The following is an 18,783-nucleotide window of genomic DNA, read 5'->3' on the forward strand; positions in this document are numbered from 1 at the left end:
CAGGGGGCCGGTACTGCCGCGGCTGCGCCGGTGCCGCTGCGGTGCCTGCGCGCACCACCGGAGTTCGCGCGGCGGTCCGGTTCGCGGCGACTCTGGCTGCGACGCCTGCGGACACCGGGATCACTGCACCTGCGGCCGCCGAGGGCGCTGCGATGCCCGGCGCCGCCGGGATCACTCCGGCGGCGGGAACCGCGGTCGCCGCTTCTCCAAGAACGACGTGGCGCCCTCGACCATGTCCGCGCTGCCCACCGCCTGCACCAGCATCCCGAGACCGTTGCTGAACGAGTCCCGCGCCGAGTTCCACCAGATGTTGGAGGAGATCTTGGTGATCTCCAGGTAGCGCGGGCTCAGCTCGGCCAGCTCCTCGACCCATCCGGTCACCGCCTCCGCCAGCCGGTCGTCCTCGACCACCTCGTTGACCAGGCCCAGGCTCTCGGCCTGTTCGGCGGAGTAGCGCCGGCACAGCATCGCCATCTCCTTGGCCCGCTTCTCCCCGATCTGCACGCCGAGCACGTTGGTGGCGCCGGTGACCGGGGCGCTGCCGACCTTCGGCCCGGTCTGGCCGAACGTCGCCGAACGCGCCGCGATCGCCAGGTCGCAGGCCACGACGAGCTCGTTGCCGCCGCCCGCCGCCGCGCCGTTGACCGCGGCGATGACCGGGCGCGGGCATTGCCGCACGGCGTCGAACAACCGCAGCGAGCCCTGGTACAGCGCCCGCATCTCCCCGGTGGTCGGCGTGCTGAGCTGCTGCAACGATCCGCCTGCGCAGAAGCTGCCGCCGGATCCGGTCAGCACCACCGCCCGCGCCTCATCGGCGCCGCGCAGCGCTTCGACGATCGCGTCGGACATGGCGGGATCGAAGGCGTTCTTGCGCTCCGGCCGGTTGAGCGTGAGCCACAGCGCGTCCCCGCGCTGCTCGACCAGCACGTCCTCCCCCATCAGTCGACCGTGATCGCGCGCTCGGGGCAGGAGTCCGCGCCTTCGACGGCCTCGTCGGCGAACTCGGCCGGGACCTGTTCTTCGAGCACGTAGGCGGTGCCGTCCTCCTCGCGCAACGCGAAGACGTTCGGGGCGCTCATCTGGCACAGCCCGTGCCCCTGGCAGTGGTTCGGATCGACCCGCGCGCGCATGGTTTTTCCTCCTCGTCGAGGTGGCGCCGACTCCCCCCGGCTTCGTGCGAACCGTTGACAACCGGCATATCTAGTATAACCATTATCAGGTCAACAGCGGGGTTGATGCAATAGGAGGTCCCAGCAGCATGGCTTCGCAACAGCGCTGTCCAGTGATCCGCTTCGATCACAACTCCCAGGAGCACTCCGCGGACCCGGTCGCTTCCTACCGCGCCGTCCGCAACGAGCACGGACTCGCCTGGACCGAGTCGCACGGTGGCTACTGGGTGCTGTCCGACTACGAGAGCGTCTTCGAAGCCGCGCGGGACGACGGCGTGTTCTCCTCGGCGCGCACCTCCTCCGGAGGCGAGGGGCTGTCCGTGGTGATCCCGAAGACGCCCATGCACTTCCACATCCCGATTGAACTGGATCCACCGGATTTCCGGAAGTTCCGCAAGCTGATCAACCCGATCACCTCGCCCGCCGCGATCGAGCGGATGCGCGGCATGGTCGAGCACCACGTCAGCAGTTTCATCGACGAGGTCATCGAGACCGGCGAGTGCGACTTCACCTCCGTGATCGGCGTTCCGTCGCTGGTCACCATCGACTGGCTGGGCCTGCCGGTCGAGGAGTGGCGCCGCTACTCGCGCGCGCACCACGCCACGCTGGCCGCCGTGCCCGGCAGCGAGAAGTGGCGCCAGGCCACCGAAGTGGACCTGCCCTACCTGTCCGAGCAGATGAGCCGGATCATCGAGCAGCGCCGCGCCGATCCGCAGGACGACGTGATCAGCTACCTGGTGCAGCAGACCGTGGACGACCGGCCGATCACCGACGACGAGGTCTTCGCCATCGTCGAGCTGCTCATCGCGGGCGGTACCGGGACCACCGCCTCGCTGGTGAGCCAGACGCTCGTCTGGCTGGCCGAGCACACCGACGTGCGGCAACGGCTGATCGAAGATCCGAGCCTGCTCGACCACGCCGTGGAGGAGTTCCTGCGCTACTTCTCCCCCACCCAGGCGCTGGCCCGCACCGTCGCGCAGGACACCGAGTTCCGCGGCTGCCCGATGCGGCAAGGCGACCGGGTGCTGCTTTCCTGGGCCTCGGCCAACCGGGACGAGTCGCTGTTCGAGCACCCGGACGAGATCGACATCGACCGCTGGCCGAACCGGCACACCGCCTTCGGCATCGGGGTGCACCGCTGCGCCGGCTCGCACCTGGGCCGGTTGATGGCCAAGACGCTGCTCAACGAGATCCTCACCCGGATGCCGGACTACACCGTCGATTTCGACGCGCTGGAGCGCTATCCGCACCAGGGCACGAACATGGGCTTCCAGCGCATCCCGGCGCGGTTCACTCCCGGCCCGAAGCTCGCCCGGTGACCCGGGTCGTCATCGCCGGTGGGGGGCTGGCCGCGGCGCGCACCTGCGAATTGCTGCGGCGCAAGGGTTTCGACGGCGAGATCGTGCTGCTCGCGGCCGAGCGGCGGGCGCCCTACGACCGGCCGCCGCTGACCAAGGCGGCGTTGCGGGACGAGTTCGACCCCACGTTGCGGACCGACTACGAGGCGTTGTCGGTCGATCTCCGGCTGGGCGCAGCGGCTCGATCGCTGCATCCGGCGGAACGGGTGGTCGGTACCGATTCCGGCGACGTCGGCTACGACGCGCTGGTCATCGCCACCGGCGCGAGCCCGGTGCGGCTTCCCGGCGACGGTCCGCAGCTGGTCGTGCGCACCGCCGACGACGCGGCGCTGCTGCGGGAACGGCTGCGGGCGGGAGCGCGGGTCGTGCTGGTCGGCGCGAGCTGGATCAGTGCGGAAGTGGCCACCGCCGCACTGGCCCGGGGCTGCTCGGTGACCTGCGTGGAAGCGGCGCCGGTCCCGCTCGGTGCGCTGGGCGAGCAGGTCGGGCAGCGGATGCGGCCGTGGTGGGCGGAGGTCGACCTGCGGCTCGGCACCGGCGTCGACGCGGTCACCTCCGGCGGGGTGGCGCTGACCGGCGGCGGGCACCTGGACGCCGACGTGGTGGTCACCGGAGTCGGCGTGCGCCCGGACACGGCGTGGCTGGCTGGCTCCGGCGTCGAGCTGGACCGCGGCGTGCTCGTCGACGAGCACCTGCGCACCGGAGTTCCCGGGGTGTACGCGGTGGGCGACGTGGCGGCGCGCTGGTCGCCGCGCTCGGGCGCGCGGTTGCGGGTCGAGCACTGGGACGAGGCGCGCACCGCTCCGGAAACGGTGGTCGCGCAGATCCTCGGCACCGGCATTCCCGAGCACGATCCGGTCCCCTACTTCTGGAGCGACCAGTTCGGCCGCAAGCTCCAGTACGTCGGGCACCACAGCGCCGCCGACACGCTGGTGCTGCGCGGCGCGGACTCCGAGCGGTGGGGCGCCGCCTGGCTGTCCCCGCAAGGGCGGCTGACCGCGCACCTGGGCGTGAACCGGCCGAAGCAGCTGGTTCCGGCGCGCAACGCCATCGGCGCGGGAGCGACTCCCGATCCGGAATCCCTGCGCGATCCCGAAAACCCGTTCTGAGCAGGAGGAACATGGGCAGCGACGCACTCGCGGGCAAGGTCGCGGCGGTCACCGGAGCGGCGATGGGCATGGGCGCGGCAACCGCCGAGCTGCTGGCGGCGCAAGGCGCGTCGGTGCTGGTCGCCGACCGCGAGCAACGCGCAGGTGAGTCCACGGTGGACAAGATCGTCGCCGGTGGCGGCCGGGCGTCGTTCCTGCGCGTCGACGTCGGCGACTCCGATCAGGTGCGCGCGATGGTCGAGACCGCGGTCGAGCGGTACGGGCGGCTGGACTGCGCGGTGAACAACGCCGCGGTCGCCCCGGACGCCAATACCGTCGCCGAGCTCGCCGAGGACGACCTGGACCGGATCCTGGCGGTGAACCTGAAGTCCGTGGCGCTGTGCCTCAAGCACGAGATCAAGCAGATGCTGCGGCAGGACGGTCCCGGTTCGATCGTGAACATCGGCTCGGTGAACTCCTACCGGCCGCAGCTCAACCAGGCGATCTACACCGCGGCCAAGCACGGCGTGATCGGGCTGACCAAGGTCGCGTCGCTGGAGAACGCCGCGCGCGGCATCCGGGTCAACGCCGTCTGCCCCGGCGCGATCGACACGCCGATGATCCGGTACTCGATGGACAGCACCGGACGCCGCGAGCAGGACCTGGCGCCGCGGCTGAGCCTGTTCGGCCGGTTCGGGCGGCCGGAGGAGGTCGCCGCGGCCAGCCTGTGGCTGTGCTCGGACGATTCGTCGTTCGTGACCGGGCACGCGCTGGCCGCCGACGGCGGCTACCTGTCCAGCTGATCTCGCGACCGCCTCGCGCTGCGGGGCTCGCGATGGGACCGCGCGTGTAGGCGCGCGAACGCAACCCCTCGGCCGGGCGGGTGCTCAACCGCGCCGCCCTGCATCCGCCCGGCCGGGGGAGCTTGCGAAAGCTCTGTCCACAACGGACTCGCGGCACTTGATTCGGTCGCGGATATCCGTCCTCACCTGCGCATTCGGTTCGCCGAGGCCTCCGGCCGACACGCCGCGGCGAGTCCGCCCCGGCTCGAACGCGGGTGCACGGCAGACTTTTCCGCGAAGCAGAACCGCGAGGGGAGAAGTCATGACGATGCGACGCACGTTGCTGGCAACTTCGATCATCGGCGCCGTGGCCGCAGGCACGGCACCGGCCGCAACCGCGACACCGGACGCCGGGGCGCCCGTCGTCGGTCCGGCTTCGGTCGCCGCGCAGTCCGCGACGACCGATCTCGGCCCGCTGGTGGACCTCGCCGCGCAACGGCTGGCGCTGGCGGACGAGGTCGCCGCCGCCAAGTACGGCACCGGAAAACCCATCGCCGATCCGGAACGCGAGCGACGGGTGCTGGGCGAGGTGTCCGAGCTCGCCGCGGACAACGGACTCGATCCGGGCGTAGCCGTCCGCTTCTTCACCGACCAGATCGAAGCGGGCAAGGACGTGCAGCGCGGCCTGCACGCCCGGTGGGACGCGCACCCCGAGTCGCGCCCGGGTGAACGCCCCGACCTGGGCCAGGTGCGCCGGGAGCTGGAACGGATCAGCGACGAGGCGGTGCGGCAGCTCAAGGCGACCGAGCGGGTGCGGGTGCCGAACACTCCGTGCCGGGTCGGGGTGGCGGCCTCGGTGCTCGCCGCCGACCTGCACCACCACTTCGACCCGCTGCACCGGCGAGCATTGGACAGGGCGGTGGTTTCGATGTGCGCGTGAGAACGGCGCGGTTCACCACTGGTACGGCAGGAACTTGCCGTCCAAGGTGACCACGACCCGGTCGCCCTGCGGGTCTTCGGCGCGACGGACGTCGAGCCGGAAGTTGATCGCGCTCATGATGCCGTCACCGAATTCCTCGTGGATCAGTTCCTTGATGGTCGGCCCGTACACCTGCAGCACCTCGTAGAGCCGGTACATCGTCGGGTCGGCGGGCACCTGCGCGTCCAGCGCGCCCCGAGTGGGCTGGACGCGCAGCGCGAGAGCGACCTCCCGGTCCAGTTCGAGCAACTCCGCGGCGGCGTTCGCCTCGGCCTCGCCCATCGGGTGCTGGCCGAGCAGCGCCGCCGTGGTCCAGGCGACCGGCCTGCCCACCGCCTCGGCCAGCTGCGCCCAGGTCAGGCCCAGTTCGGTCTTCTTCGACCGGACCGCGGCCGCGGCATCGTGCTTACTGATCATGTCCGCTCCCCTTCCCCGGAAAACCCGGGACAGGCAGGACGATCGCGATCGCACAACACCGCCCGTCCCGCACGACATCGCTCAATCCGGACACATTCTCGGCCGAAACGGCGGGGTTCGTGCTGCGAGCACGTGGCACCGCGGTCCATGCACCGGCCGCACCCGGCGGTTTTCTGCGTCCGCGCCTTCCAGCTGAGGTTCCGCTACCTGACCCACTGCGCAAGCCAAATTCGGAGGCACTCCACAGGCGCGGTTCGTCCCGTTCGGCTCCACCCGGCCGAGGCGGCGGGTCGCCGCTAGCCTGCGAAAGCACGAGCCGTTCTCGGAAGGAGCTCGCCTCGTGACTGAGCCGCGCCGCCTGCTGCTGGTCAGCGCCACCATCGGGGAAGGGCACAACGCCACCGCGCGAGCCGTCGAGGAGGCCGCCCGGCGATCGTGGCCGGGCTGCGAGGTGTCCTGGCTCGACGCACTGCGGGCGATGGGGCCTTGGGTGCCGCGAACGTTCGGCCGGATCTACGTGACCAACGTGCAGTCCACGCCATGGCTCTACGACTTCTTCTACGCCGCGCTGTGGCGGCAACGCTGGTTCGCCAACGGCTGCCGCCGCTTCGTCGGTGCCTGGGCGGGCCGCAGGCTGCGCCCGCTGCTGGCCGACGAACACCCGGACCTGATCGTGTCCACCTACCCCATGGGCACCGCCGGTCTGGCCTGGTTGCGCGCCCGCGGCGAACTGCGGACTCCGGTCGCGGCAGTCATCTCCGACTTCGCCCCGCACCCGTTCTGGGTCTACTCCGCGATCGACCGGCACTACGCCATGAGCGAGGTCAGCGCAGGGGCCGCCGATCTCGCCGAACCGGCGGCGGTCAACACCGTCAGCGCACCGCCCGTCGTCGCCGCGTTCCACCCGCGGGACAAGGCCGAAGCACGCCGCGCCTGCGGTCTCCCGCAGGCCGGTTTCGTGGTGCTGATCTCGTGCGGCTCACTGGGTTTCGGCTCCGTCGACCGCGCCGTCGAGGCAGCGCTGCGCGCCGGGACCGATCAGGTCGTGGTCGTGTGCGGGCACAACGACACCTTGCGCGAGCGGTTGCTGCGCCGTGCCGAGCGCGACTCCCGGATCGACCCGCTGGGCTGGGTCGACGACATGGCCACGCGCACCGCGGCGGCCGACGTCGTGGTGACCAATGCCGGGGGCGCCACCGCGCTGGAAGCACTCGCCTGCGCCCGCCCGGTCCTCATGTTCGAACCCATCGCCGGGCACGGCCGCGCCAACGCCGAGCTGATGGAACGCGCCGGTCTGGCCGAACTCTGCGACGACGAGCCCGCGCTGGCGCAGGCGCTGCACCGGCTCGCCACCGAGCCCGGCGAGCTGCACAACGCCGAGCAGCGGATGCTCCGGCACCTGCGGGACACCGGCGAGTTCGCCGACCAGGTGGCCGATATGGCGAACCTGGATCCCGCCGTGCCCGAGCGGATGCGCGCTCAGGACACGTTCTTCGTGCACGTCACGACCCCGCAGGTTGCACAGCAGACCGGCGCCGTGTTGTCGCTGCGCGGACCGGCGGCCGGCGCGGAATGGGGCGCCGAGCTCGCCGCGCGGGTCAGCGAACGGATCGCCGCCCGTGCGCCCGAACTGCCGATGGTCAGCAAGCGGCTGGTCACCCGCCGACACCGCGAACCGCACTGGGTGCCGGTCCGGCGACTCGCACCTGAGCAGCACCTGCGGCGGATCACGCTCGGCGAGCACGACGATCAGGAGTCCGCGGAGCGCGAGTTCTTCAGCACGCCGTTGCCCACCGACCGCCCACCATGGGAGATGGCCGTGCTGCACCGGCCCGGCTCCGGCGACTCGGCGCTGCTGGTGAAGATGCACCACTCGCTCGGCGACGGGTTGGTGATGACCTCGACGCTGCTGCGGCTGCTGTGCGACGAGGTCCCCGATCTGCCGGAGCAGTCCCGGCCCGCGATTCCACGCCTGCGGTACGTCACGGCGGTGTTGCGCGGCATGCTGAGCCTGGTCACCGCAGGCCCGGCCCCGCGCGGCGGCCTCGGCGGACGCAGCACCGGAGCACGCCGCTTCGCCTGGAAAGAGCTCGACGCCGCCGAGGTCGAGGCCGAAGCCCGCGCGAACGGCGTATCCCGCAGCGCGTTGCTGCTCGGCATGGTGGCCGAAGCGCTGCACCGCTTGGACGAGAACAACACACACCAGCGGAACTTCCGCACCATGGTGCCCAGGAAGGCCCGTCCCGGCACCGAAGACTTCGGCAACCACGCGGTCGCGGTGACCGTCGACCTGCCCATCGGCCCCATGTCCCCGCGGCGACGGCTCGCCGAAGTCGCCGCCCGGCTCGACCGCGCGCAGCACCGCGGGCAGCCGCAGGCCAGCGAAGCCGTGTTGCGGGGTCTGCGCCTGCTGCCCGCTCCGCTGCACCGCTGGGTCTGCCGCAGGATCTACGGACGCAACTTCTTCCAGGCGATCGTCTCGATCATGCCGGGGCACCGGACGCCGGTGCACATCGCCGGAGCGCTGCTGCGCACCGTGTACCCGGTCTTGCCGCTGGCCGATGGCATGGCGCTGGCGATCGGGACCATCGGGTGGGGAAGAACCGTCGGAGTCGCGCTCACCACCGACGCGGCGCTGCTGCCCGACGTGGACAAGCTCGCCGACCAGCTCCCGAGCGCCTTCGCCGCACTGCGGCTCGGCGCGCAGGAGGGCGCGTGACCTCCACCGGGAGCCAGTTGTTCATCGCGGTGCCCGCCGCGCTGGCGGGCGCCGCCGGGTTCGGGCTGGCCAGCGCCGTGCAGCAACGCGCGACCAAGCAGGTGCCCACCACCCGCACGCTGGATCCCCGGCTGCTGTGGCAACTGGTGCGCAAACCGATCTGGCTGCTGAGCATCGGCACCGTGATCGTCGGGCTGTCCTTGCAGGTCGTGGCGCTCGCGTTCGGTCCGCTGGTGCTGGTGCAGCCGCTGCTGGTCACCGCGGTGCTGTTCGGCGCGGTCTTCGCGGCCTGGATGGCGCACCGCCGGTTGGACCGGGTCCTGGTGCTCGGCGCGCTCGCGGTCGCCGTCGGGTTGGCGGTGTTCCTGCTGCTGGCGCGGCCGAGCGGGCAAGGTGAGGGGTTCACCGGCTCCGGAGTGTTCCCGCTCGCGGCGGTGCTGGTGCTGATCGTGCTGGGTTGCCTGCTCGCCGCCGGGCGGTTCCGCGGTGAGCTCCGGGTGCTGGCGCTGGCCCTGGCGACAGGCGTGCTCTACGGCGTCACCGCCGGATTGATCAAGGTCGTGGCCGGGCAGATCCGGCAGGGCGGCCTCGCCGAACCGTTCGGCCACCCCACCCTCTACGTCGTGTGCGCGCTGGGGCCGGTGGGGTTCCTGCTCAGCCAGAACACCTTCCAGCAGGGCCGGTTCATCTCCCCGGCACTGGCGGTGATCACCGCGGTCGATCCGCTGGTGGGCATCGCGATCGGGGTGAACTGGCTCGGCGAGCGGGTCGTGGCGAGCCCGTACGCACTGGCAGGTGAAGTGCTCGCGGCGGTGCTGCTGCTGGTCGGCATCTGGGTGCTGACCCGGCGCGGCGAGCACCTGCGCCGGATCGCGGCCCGGAATTCCGGGTCCGGATGAGGTGGCCTCCGCGGCGCGCCCTGATCACCGGGGGTTCCTCGGGCATCGGAGCGGCGCTGGCGATCGAGCTGGCCGCCGCCGGGTGCGAGCCGCTGCTGGTGGGGCGCGACGCCGACCGGCTCGGCGCGCTGGCGCGCCGCACCGGTGGCCGCCCGCTGCGCGCCGACCTGACCGTTCGGGACGAGCTGGCCCGGGTCGCCGATGCGGCCGCCGGAGTCGAGCTGCTGATCAACAACGCCGGGGCGGGCTGGCATGGCCCGCTGGGCGCGATGACCGCCGGGCAGGTCAGCGACCTGGTAGCGCTGAACCTGACCGCTCCGATGGAGCTGACCAGGGCCGCGATGCCGGAACTGAGCCATCGCGGCGGGCAGGTCGCGTTCGTCTCGTCCATCGCGGCCGTCGGCGTGCACCACGAGGCCGCCTACGCGGCGACGAAGGCCGGGCTGCGGGCGTTCGCCGACAGCATCCGCGCCGAGGGCGTGCCGGTCACCACCGTGCTGCCGGGCGCGGTGCGCACCGGCTTCTTCGACCGGCGCGGCGCGTACACCCGCCGGTTCCCGCGCCCGATCCCGCCGGATCAGGTGGCCCGCGTGCTGCTGACCGCCATCGAGCGGGAAACGCCGGAGGTGTTCGTGCCGTCCTGGCTGGGCCTGGCTTCGCGGGTGCGCGGCGCCCTGCCGGGAACCTTCCGCTTGCTCGCGCGCCGCTTCGGCTGAAGCGCGAAAACGGCACCGCCCCGCGGGACGGTGCCGTTCGTCGACGAAGGCTCAGGCGGGCACGGCCTTGCGGGAGAAGCGCAAGGTGATCCCCTCGCCGTGCAGCTCCCGGCGCAGCCACCACACCGACGCCACCGCGGCCACCGCCACGAGGCTGAACGAGCCCGCCGTGCTGGCCAGCAGGAAGTGCCCGATCGTCGCCTGCGCCAGCGCCCACAGCGTGGTGAACCCGTTGATCGTGAACACCAGCGCCCACAGCAGCGACACCCGCCGGAAGAACCTCTGCACCCGCGCGTTGCCGATCAGCGACGGTGGAAGCACGCAGAAGTCGTCGGCGAGCTTGGCGATCAACGTCCGCTCGAACAGCAGCGAACCCAGGAACAACAACGCCACGAAGAAGTTCTGCAAGCTCGGTTCCAGGAAGTACAGGAATGAGCTGCCGGTCGCGAACCCGACGACGGTGCGGACCACCAGGATCCCGGTGGTCAGCAGCAGCACCATCGGGATCTTCACCCGCAATACCGCTCGCACCGCGACGGCGCCCACTCCCCAGACGAGCGCGGCGATGAGACCGCCGGTCAGGCCGGTGAGGTTGAACAGGACATAGAACAGCGCAAGCGGCGCGATCACCGTCTCGCCGAGGTGTTTGGCCGCGTGCCAGAGGTGCGCGGAAAGCGCGTCGAGGTGAATCACCTGCGAGGGCTTCTGCATTCGTATCGGTCCGTACGTCGGGGGCCGTTGGCCCCTACCGTAACCAGCACGCCGGGACTACCGACGAACAGGGGTGACTCACGTCACCCGCGCAGCGCCCGTATGGACTCGCGCAGTGAACCCATCGTGGCCATCACGGCCGTCGGCTCGTAGCCGCAGTGCGCCATGCAATTGGCGCAGCGCGAGTCGCGCCCGCGACCGTAAGCCTCCCAGTCCGTCTCCTCCAACAGCTCCCGGTAGCTCTGCGCGTAGCCGTCGGCCATCAGGTAGCAGGGCCGCTGCCAGCCATATAGCGAGTAGGACGGGATGGCCCACGCGGTGCAGCCGAAGTCGACCTTGCCCTCCAGGAAGTCCAGGAACTTCGGCGAGTGGTTGAACCGCCACTTGCGGCGCCTGCCATCGGCGAAAACCTTCTTGAACAGCTCCCGGGTCTCGGTGACGCCGAGGAAGTGGTCCTGGTCCGGCGCCTTGTCGTAGGCGTAGGCGGGCGAGAGCATCATCTGGTCCACGTCGAGCTCGTTGTTGAGGTAGTCCAGCACCTCGATCACCGAGGACGGCGTGTCGGTGCTGAAGAACGTGCTGTTCGTGGTGATCCGGAACCCGCGCTGCTGCGCGTCCTTGATGTTGTCGACCGCTTGCGCGAACACGCCCTCCTTGCACACCGAGGCGTCGTGGCGCTCTTGCAGCCCGTCGACGTGCACCGCCCACGAGAAGTACGGGGACGGCGTGAACTTGTCGATCTTGCGCGGCATCAGCAGCGCGTTGGTGCACAGGTAGACGAACTTCTTGCGCTTGACCAGCTCGTCGACCAGCACCTCGATCTCGGGGTGCATCAGCGGCTCGCCGCCTGCGATGGAGACCACCGGGGCACCGCATTCCTCGACCGCGGCCAGCGCCCGGTCGACCGGCATCCGCTGCTTGAGGACGCTCGCCGGGTGCTGGATCTTGCCGCACCCCGCGCAGGCGAGGTTGCAGGCGAACAACGGCTCCAGCTCCAGGGTGAGCGCGAACTTCTTCCGGCCCGCGAGCTTCTGCCGCACTAGGTAGGCGCCGACGCGAGCGGCCTGGCGCATCGGAATGCCCATGGCTGCACCTCCTGACTGCTTCTGGTGTTTGCGGATCAGTCCCGGTGCGCCACCGCGGGCGCGCGTTCCGGGTCGGCCGCCCACTCCGCCACCGCGGGTGTGAGGCGGCGCAGCCGTAGCAGCGCCCGGCACGCGCGGTACGGCGTGCGCGGGCGCAGCAGCGGCTCGCTCGGGGTGTCCACGACCACGCGCACGACCGCGCGCAGTCCGCGTCCGGCCAGCCGGGCGAGCGCGGCCGATTCCATATCGACGGCCAGCGCGCCGGTAGCGGCCAGCGCCGACTTCTCGCCGCCGCCGACGATGTGGTCGGTCGTCGTGATCGGCCCGCGCCACACCGCGAATCCGGCGCGGTCGAGCCGAGCCGCCAACGATCCCGCGTCCGGCAGGGTCGTGCTGCCGTGCGCATCCCGGACCTCGTCGGCGACGACCACACCGCCGCTGGGTACTTCACCCAGCCCGCCCGCGAGACCGACTACGGCCAGCGCGCCGCAGCCGGCCACCGCGTCGGCGTTGCGGCGCCGGGAGCTCCGGCGCGGCCCGAGCCCGGTGCGCAGCACGCGCGCCCGGTCGCACGCGCCGCGCAATGCCACGGCTTCGGTTCGCAGCGCAGCGCAGATCAGCAGCCGATCACCGCTCACCGGTTCACCGCCTGCTCGTAGCGGCCGAGCGCGGTCAGCGGGAAGATCAGCCGGTACAGGTGGTAGTTGATGAAGAAGTCGCCCGGGAATCCGGTTCCGGTGAACTGCGGCTCGTCCCAGGTGCCGTCCGCGCGCTGGCTCGTGGCCAGGTATTCCACGCCGTTGCGCACCGCTTCGCTGGCGTGCCTGCCCAGCGCCAGCAACGCCATCAGCGCCCATCCGGTCTGCGAGGCGGTCGAGGTGCCCACCCCGATCCACCGCGCATCGGTGTAGGAACGCATGTCCTCTCCCCAGCCGCCGTCGGCGTTCTGGTGCTCCTCCAGCCAATCCGCCGCCCGCCGCAGCGCCGGGTGGTTGGCGGGCACCCCGGCGGCGACCAGCGCGGGCACGACCGCGCCCGTGCCGTAAACGTGGTTGGCGCCCCAGCGGCCGAACCACGAGCCGCCGCGCTCCTGGTTCGCCAGCAGCCACCGCACGCCCGCGCGCACCGCGGGATCCTCGCGGTCGGCGAGCAAGCTCATCGCTTCCACGACGTGCGCGGTGACGTCCGCTGAGGGCGGGTCGATCACTTCCCCGAAGTCGCAGAACGGCAGCCGGGTAGCAAGCCTGCTGGTGTTGTCCGCGTCGAACGCTGCCCAGCCACCGTCTCGGGACTGCATGCCGCGCATCCAGGCCAGCCCGCGTTCGATGGCCGCGTGCACCTCCTGCGGTCTGCCGTGCTCGACCCGGTTGAGCGCGAGCACCGCTTCGGCGGTGTCGTCGATGTCGGGATAGCCGTCGTTGTCGAACTCGAACGCCCACCCGCTCGGAGCGAGCCCGGGCCTGCGCACCGCCCAGTCACCGGGCACCCGGATCTCCTCGCGCAACAGGTAATCGGTCGCGCACCGCAGCGACGGGTGGTCGGCGGGCAAACCGGCGTCGTGCAGCGCCTGCACGGTCAGCACGGTGTCCCACACCGGTGATTGGCACGCCTCCATCCGGCGGCTCGTGCCCTGCGGAGTGCGTTCCCGGATGAGGAAGCCCTCCAACCCGGCCAAGCCCTCCCGCAGCACCGGGTGTTCCAGCGGGTAGTCGAGCAGGTGCAGCGCCAGCAGCGAGTACACCCAAGGGGGCTGGATGCCGCCCCACGAGCCGTCGGCCTCCTGCCGGGCGATGATCCACTCCGCAGCGAGTCGCATCGCGTGCCGCCGCACCGTCTTCAGCGGGTACCGCTGATACCGGTGCAACACCGCGTCGAGCGCGCGGAACGCCCGGTCCCAAGGGTCGGAGGAGCGCTGCGGCGTCCGCCCGGAGCGCAGCTCGCGCACGCTCACCCCGAGTTCCCTCCGGGGTGCAAGCGTGCACACGATGGTCAGCGGCACGACGGTCTGGCGCGCCCAGCAACCCCAGTTCGCCAGGTTGAGCGGCGCCCACTTCGGCAGCAGCACGACTTCCGGCGGCATCGCGGGCAGCTCGTCCCACGACCATTCGCCGAACAGCGCCAGCCAGATCCGGGTGAACACGCGGGTCGATTCGAGGCCGCCGTGCGCCAGGATCCAGGCTCGCGCGAGGGTCATGTGCGGGGCTTCGACGTCGTCGCCTGCGAGTTTGAGCGCGACGTACGCCTCGACCGTGGTGGAGAGGTCGCCGGGCCCGCCGTGGAAGTTCGCCCAGGTGCCGTCTTCGCGCTGCTGCGAACGGATCCAGCGCGCCGCCTGCGCGGTCTCCTCCGGCGTGCGGATGCCGAGGAACTGGCGCATCAGCAGATCCTCGACGTCCATGGTCACGTTCGTCGCCAACTCCCCCTTCCACCAGCCGTCGGTGTGCTGCAACGACAAGAGGTGATCCCGGGCGGCGAGCAGCGCGCCGTGCGCCCTGGCGCCTACCGCGGGCAGGTCCGGCTGGGTCTGCTGCTGCTGGGATCGGGTCAGTTGGTCGGTCACCATTGCCTCCGCACGATGAACTCCGCGAGTTCGGTCAGGGATTCGACGGCCGCGCTGTGCCGGCCGCAGGCGTGCAGTTGCGCGAGCGCGGCGTCGAACCTGCGCTCGCACTCGGATTCGGCCCACTCCCGGGAGCCGGCCTGGCGCACCAGTTCGGCGGCGTGCTCGGCGCGTTCGCCGACGAGCCGCGCGGGTTCGCGGTAGATCCGGCGCAGCCGCTCGCCCGCCGGGGTCGCCGAGCTCAGGGCGTGCACGATCGGCGCGGTCTTCTTGCGCGCCCGCAGGTCGGAGAGCACCGGTTTGCCGGTCGTCTCCGGATCGCCCCACAGCCCCAGCAGGTCGTCGACCAACTGGAAGGCCATGCCCAGCTCGATGCCGAACGAGCGCATCCGCGCCACGGCGTCTTCGTCTCCCCCGGCGCACAGCGCCCCCAGCGAGCACGCGCAGCCGAGCAGCGCCGCGGTCTTGCCTTCGACCATGCGCAGGCACTCGTCCAGCGCCACTTCGTGCCGGTGCTCGAAGCCGAGGTCGGCGGCTTGGCCGACGATGAGCCTGCTGGTCGCCGCGCCGAGCATCCGCACCGCTTCCGCCGCGTGCGCGGAAGGCGTGTCCACCAGCACGTCGGTGGCCAGCGACAGCAGCGCGTCCCCCGCCAGCAGCGCGGAGGGCCGGCCGAACACGGTCCAAGCGGTGGGCCGGTGCCGCCGGGACGTGTCGTCGTCCATCAAGTCGTCGTGCAGCAGCGAGAAGTTGTGCACGAGCTCGATGGCCGCGCCCGCGCGCGTCGGCCAGTGCCCGGGGCCGCCGATGGCCTGCGCGGACAGCAGCACCAGCGCCGGGCGAAGCGCCTTGCCGGTGCGCCCGTCCGGAGAACCGTCGGCGTGCACCCAGCCGAGGTGATATTCGCAGACCCGCCGGGTGTGCTCGTCGAGCCTGCCGACCGCGGCCCGCAGCTGCGGTTCGACCTGCTGGCGCGAGGTGCTCAGCACGCTGGGTGTCGCCGTGGTCATCGGGTCACCTCCAAGCCCGCCGGGCGGGCTTCGTCGAACGTCGCCCGCACCACTCGCGCGGCCTGGTCCCCGCTGCGCACAGCGCCTTCCAAGGTGTCGGGCAGGCCGGTGGCGGTCCACGCGCCCGCCAGCACCAGCCCGGGCAGCCCGGTGTCGGCGCCGGGTCGCAGGTCGCGGGTCCCGGGCGCTTGCGCGAAGGTCGCGCGCGGTTCGCGGGTGACGAAGAAGTCCAGGACCTCGGCCCGCCGCGCGGGGGGAAGCAGGTCGCGCAGCGCCGGCAGGAACAGCCCGCGCAGCTCGCCGGTGCGCTGCTCGACGTACTCGTGCGCGGCCGACAGGGAGATCGCCAGGTACTGGCCGCGGCGCACGCCGGCCGCGGAGGTGCGGTCGAACAGCCATTGCACCGGAGAGCCGAGGACCGCCGCGAACGGTTCGGCCAGCACCGGCCGGTCGTAGCGCACGTGCACGTTCACGATCGGCGCTGCCGACAGCCCGGCCCAGGCCGCCGCCGCGGGCAAGAGCCGGGCGGACAGGAGTGCGCCGGCGTGCTGGTGCGGGACGGCGACGATCACGGAGTCGGCGCGCAGCACTTCCTCGCCTCCGCGCCCGCGCACCGGGACCCGCCAGCCCGTCTCGCCCGATTCGTCTCGCAGCACGCTGTTCGCCTTGGTGCGCAGGAGAACCCGCACTCCTGCGGACGCCAGCTCGCGGTGCGCGGCGCCGTCGTGCAGCTCTGCCAGCGGCCGCAGCGGTACGCCGATGTCGCCGCTGTCCGCGGCGTCGAGCAGGCCGGTGCGGAACACCGTGGCGGCCAGCGCGAGCGAGGACTCGTCCGGCGCGGCGTTGAGCGCGGCCACCGACAGGAGTGCCCAGAGCGCGTCCACGGCCCGCGCCGACTCACCGCACTCCCGCAACCAGTCGCCGAAGCTGATCCGGTCGAGCGCCGGATCCTCCGGGTCGAGCTCCCGCATCCGCATCCCGGTGCGCGCGGCGTTCACCCGCTGCCGCAACGTCAAAGCGGGATGCCCGAGCAACGCCGGAGCCAGGTGCGCCGGTGCGGGCAGGTCCCAGCGCCGCAGCACCGAACAGGCCCGGAACGGCTCGAGCACCGGCACCCGGAAGCGAGGCTGCACCCGCACCTTGTCCAGCACGCCGAGCCTGCGCAGCAGCGCGGCGTACGCGCTGTAGCAGCGCAGGAAGACGTGCTGCCCGGTGTCGACGTCCAAATCTCCGCGCTGGAACGAACTCGCGGCGCCACCGAGCCGCGCTCGCGTCTCCACCAGCGTCACCGCGTACCCGCTGTCGGCGCACCGCAGCGCGGCGGTGACCCCAGCGAGACCGCCCCCGACCACCAGCACGTGCCGGCTCACGGCGCCATCCCCGCCATCGAGCGGGCCGCCACGCCCGCCTTCTGCCAGCTCGTCAGCGAAGTCCGCTGCTGCAGGGCCCGCAGCGGCGACGCGGCGATCGCTTGCAGGACCTCGTGGTAGATCCCGGCCATCGACGCGCAGCAGGCGCGGCTGCGGCGGTCGAGCATCGGCAGCAGCGCGAAGCCCTGGCGGTACCACTGCTCGGCGCGCTGCACCTCGAACCGCACCAGCCGCGCCAGCCCGTCCTGCTCGTGCAGCAGCAGCCCGGGCGTGTGCGGCTCCAGCCGGACCCCGAACCGCTCGAGGTCCTCGTCCGGCAAGTACACGCGGCCTTCCCCGTGGTCTTCGCGGACGTCCCGGAGGATGTTGGTCAGTTGCAGCGCCACGCCGAGCGCGTCCGCGCGGCGTTCCGCCACGGCCCGGTCCTGGGTGCCGAACACGCCCAGCGAGAGGCGGCCGATCGAACCGGCGACGCAGCGGCAGTAGTGCAGCAGCTCCGCGAACGTCCGGTACCGGGTGCCGAGCACGTCGGCCTCGCAACCGTCGATCAGTTCGTCGAAGGCGTGCATCGGTAGCGCCGACCGCGACGCCGCGTCCGCCAGCGCCACCAGCACCGGATCCGCCGACCGAGTGCTGGCCGCGTGCAGGTCCGAGCGGGCCTGGCCGAGCAGCCGGAGCTTGTCGTTCATCGGAAGTCCGCCGTCGCCGATGTCGTCGACGCGCCGGGCGAACGCGTACACCGCCGAGAGCGCCCGCCGTTTCGGGCCGGGCAGCAGCCGGATCCCGTAGGAGAAGTTGCGGGCACGGGTGCGGGTGATGCGCTCGCACTCGCGGTATGCCTCTTGCACCGACGCGGTCACCAAGCTCCTCCAGTCAGCAGCAGTCGTGCCCATTCCCCCGCGGTGCGCGTCTTCGCCGGGCTCAAGTGCACGGAGATCGGGTCGTAACCGGCGCCGGCGAAGGCTTGCGCGGTCGCGCGCCCGCCCGCGACGTACCCGGCCACGGACAGCCGCGCCAGGCCCGGCAGCCGACCGATCAACGGGGCGCCGGAGTCGAGCAGGCGTTCGGCGCGGGCCACTTGGAACCGGATCAGCCTGCGCCAGCGCAGCGGTGCCGGATACGTGCCGAGTTCGTCGAGGCTGCAGCCGAAGTGCGCCAGGTCCGCCTCCGGCAGGTACACCCGGTCCTGCCGGAGGTCTTCGAGCACGTCTTGGCAGTGTTCGAGGACCTGCAACGCGGTGCACACCCGGTCGGACAGCGACACCAGGTCCGGGCGGGCGCAGCCGAACACGTGCAGCACGGACTCACCGACCGGGTTGGCCGACAACTCGCAGTACCGCACCAGTTCGGCGAACGTCCGGTAGCGGCGCACGTGCTGGTCCTGGCGGTTCGCTTCGATCAACCTGACGAGGACGTCCTGCGGGATGCCACATTCCTGCACGGTGGGTGCGAGCGCGCGCAGCAACGGGATCCGCGGAGTGCCGCGGTAGGCGTGCGCGAGGTCGGCTTCGAGGAATTCCAGCAGGCTTTCCCGGTTTCCGGGGGCCTCGTCGCCCGCGTAGTCGACCAGGCGGAAGTAGCCGTACAGCGCCATCAGGTGCCTGCGCAGATCTCTCGGCAGGACGCGGGCGGCGACGGGGAAGTTCTCCCCGGCGGCGCGCGCGAGCACGGCGGCGGCGTCGGGCAGTTGTGCCGAAACGTCCGGCTGCCGCGCCGCCGCGTGCTCGTGGCCATACCGCCCACGAGCCCGAGAAATGTCCACAATGGCCCCCTCACCCAGCGACACCCATGGGTGACCGACCAGGTCAGCGTAGGTCTGCGCGGTTCGCACCGCAGGTCGGAGCGGCTACTCGACCGGGTGAGCGTCGTAGGGCGGTGCGGCGCAAGCGAATACCTTCGTTGCGTCCACTATGGACATAT

The 18,783-nt window shown here is 71.7% G+C and carries 18 protein-coding genes; 7 read left to right on the forward strand and 11 right to left on the reverse strand.

The genetic code is table 11. The annotated features are described in order from the left end of the window. Positions 1–171: 171 nt before the first annotated feature. Positions 172–939, reverse strand: a complete 768-nt coding sequence (locus tag INP57_RS08190) for an enoyl-CoA hydratase/isomerase family protein (RefSeq protein ID WP_233627177.1) — start codon at positions 937–939, stop codon at positions 172–174. Beyond that, positions 939–1,130, reverse strand: a complete 192-nt coding sequence (locus INP57_RS08195) for a ferredoxin (protein ID WP_200069500.1) — start codon at positions 1,128–1,130, stop codon at positions 939–941. The genes INP57_RS08190 and INP57_RS08195 overlap by 1 nt, the downstream gene beginning before the upstream one ends. 128 nt (positions 1,131–1,258) lie before the next feature. Here INP57_RS08195 and INP57_RS08200 point away from each other — a divergent pair, with 128 nt between their 5' ends. The 4 genes from INP57_RS08200 (at position 1,259) to aroQ (ending at position 5,337) form a co-directional block, all read left to right on the forward strand. Next, a complete protein-coding gene (locus tag INP57_RS08200) occupies positions 1,259–2,488 on the forward strand; it encodes a cytochrome P450 (protein WP_200069501.1) in 1,230 nt (409 codons plus the stop codon). Beyond that, a complete protein-coding gene (locus INP57_RS08205) occupies positions 2,485–3,636 on the forward strand; it encodes an NAD(P)/FAD-dependent oxidoreductase (protein ID WP_200069502.1) in 1,152 nt (383 codons plus the stop codon). The genes INP57_RS08200 and INP57_RS08205 overlap by 4 nt, the downstream gene beginning before the upstream one ends. Before the next feature lie 11 nt (positions 3,637–3,647). Further along, positions 3,648–4,418 (forward strand): SDR family NAD(P)-dependent oxidoreductase, encoded by a 771-nt coding sequence (locus tag INP57_RS08210; RefSeq protein ID WP_200069503.1) that lies wholly within the window; start codon positions 3,648–3,650, stop codon positions 4,416–4,418. Between the two features lie 301 nt (positions 4,419–4,719). Next, a complete protein-coding gene (gene aroQ, locus INP57_RS08215; RefSeq protein WP_233627178.1) occupies positions 4,720–5,337 on the forward strand; it encodes a gamma subclass chorismate mutase AroQ in 618 nt (205 codons plus the stop codon). 12 nt (positions 5,338–5,349) lie between these two features. Here the strand turns inward: aroQ and cynS are convergent, their stop codons facing one another. Further along, positions 5,350–5,793: a cyanase gene (gene cynS / locus INP57_RS08220; RefSeq protein WP_200069504.1), complete on the reverse strand. Its 444-nt coding sequence runs from the start codon at positions 5,791–5,793 to the stop codon at positions 5,350–5,352. Between the two features lie 340 nt (positions 5,794–6,133). On the opposite strand from cynS, the gene INP57_RS08225 reads away from it, so the two are divergent. Genes INP57_RS08225 through INP57_RS08235 form a run of 3 tightly spaced genes read left to right on the forward strand, consistent with a single transcriptional unit; the run spans position 6,134 to position 10,127 of the window. Further along, on the forward strand, positions 6,134–8,512 hold the full coding sequence (locus tag INP57_RS08225; protein ID WP_307849961.1) for a WS/DGAT domain-containing protein: 2,379 nt from the start codon (positions 6,134–6,136) through the stop codon (positions 8,510–8,512). Further along, positions 8,509–9,411, forward strand: coding sequence for a DMT family transporter (locus INP57_RS08230; protein ID WP_295146021.1), 903 nt, complete (start codon positions 8,509–8,511; stop codon positions 9,409–9,411). Before INP57_RS08225 ends, INP57_RS08230 begins: the two co-directional genes overlap by 4 nt. Beyond that, a complete protein-coding gene (locus INP57_RS08235; RefSeq protein WP_200069505.1) occupies positions 9,408–10,127 on the forward strand; it encodes an SDR family NAD(P)-dependent oxidoreductase in 720 nt (239 codons plus the stop codon). Before INP57_RS08230 ends, INP57_RS08235 begins: the two co-directional genes overlap by 4 nt. A gap of 51 nt (positions 10,128–10,178) precedes the next feature. Here INP57_RS08235 and INP57_RS08240 read toward each other — a convergent pair whose 3' ends face one another. The 8 genes from INP57_RS08240 to hpnC all read right to left on the reverse strand — a co-directional run bounded on the left by INP57_RS08240 (position 10,179) and on the right by hpnC (position 18,625). Then, the gene (locus INP57_RS08240; RefSeq protein WP_233627179.1) at positions 10,179–10,838 is read right to left on the reverse strand and encodes a VC0807 family protein; all 660 of its coding nucleotides are present in this window, start codon (positions 10,836–10,838) and stop codon (positions 10,179–10,181) included. An 83-nt stretch (positions 10,839–10,921) separates the two neighbouring features. Continuing rightward, complete coding sequence (gene hpnH / locus INP57_RS08245) at positions 10,922–11,923, reverse strand: adenosyl-hopene transferase HpnH (RefSeq protein ID WP_200069506.1); 1,002 nt, start codon at positions 11,921–11,923, stop codon at positions 10,922–10,924. Positions 11,924–11,958: 35 nt separating this feature from the next. Next, positions 11,959–12,561, reverse strand: a complete 603-nt coding sequence (locus INP57_RS08250; protein ID WP_200069507.1) for a phosphorylase family protein — start codon at positions 12,559–12,561, stop codon at positions 11,959–11,961. Then, entirely contained in the window at positions 12,558–14,483 is a 1,926-nt protein-coding gene (shc, locus tag INP57_RS08255; protein ID WP_374220929.1) for a squalene--hopene cyclase, read from the reverse strand. Before shc ends, INP57_RS08250 begins: the two co-directional genes overlap by 4 nt. Next, the gene (locus INP57_RS08260; protein ID WP_200069509.1) at positions 14,480–15,493 is read right to left on the reverse strand and encodes a polyprenyl synthetase family protein; all 1,014 of its coding nucleotides are present in this window, start codon (positions 15,491–15,493) and stop codon (positions 14,480–14,482) included. The genes shc and INP57_RS08260 overlap by 4 nt, the downstream gene beginning before the upstream one ends. Beyond that, positions 15,490–16,863 carry a hydroxysqualene dehydroxylase HpnE gene (gene hpnE / locus INP57_RS08265; protein ID WP_200069510.1) on the reverse strand — a complete coding sequence of 458 codons (1,374 nt, stop codon included), beginning with the start codon at positions 16,861–16,863 and terminating at the stop codon, positions 15,490–15,492. Before hpnE ends, INP57_RS08260 begins: the two co-directional genes overlap by 4 nt. After that, a complete protein-coding gene (gene hpnD, locus INP57_RS08270) occupies positions 16,860–17,756 on the reverse strand; it encodes a presqualene diphosphate synthase HpnD (protein ID WP_200069511.1) in 897 nt (298 codons plus the stop codon). Before hpnD ends, hpnE begins: the two co-directional genes overlap by 4 nt. Then, positions 17,720–18,625 (reverse strand): squalene synthase HpnC, encoded by a 906-nt coding sequence (gene hpnC, locus INP57_RS08275; protein ID WP_307849963.1) that lies wholly within the window; start codon positions 18,623–18,625, stop codon positions 17,720–17,722. The genes hpnD and hpnC overlap by 37 nt, the downstream gene beginning before the upstream one ends. Between the last annotated feature and the right edge of the window lie 158 nt (positions 18,626–18,783).

Source organism: Saccharopolyspora galaxeae (assembly GCF_016526145.1).
GTDB lineage: Bacteria > Actinomycetota > Actinomycetes > Mycobacteriales > Pseudonocardiaceae > Saccharopolyspora_C > Saccharopolyspora_C galaxeae.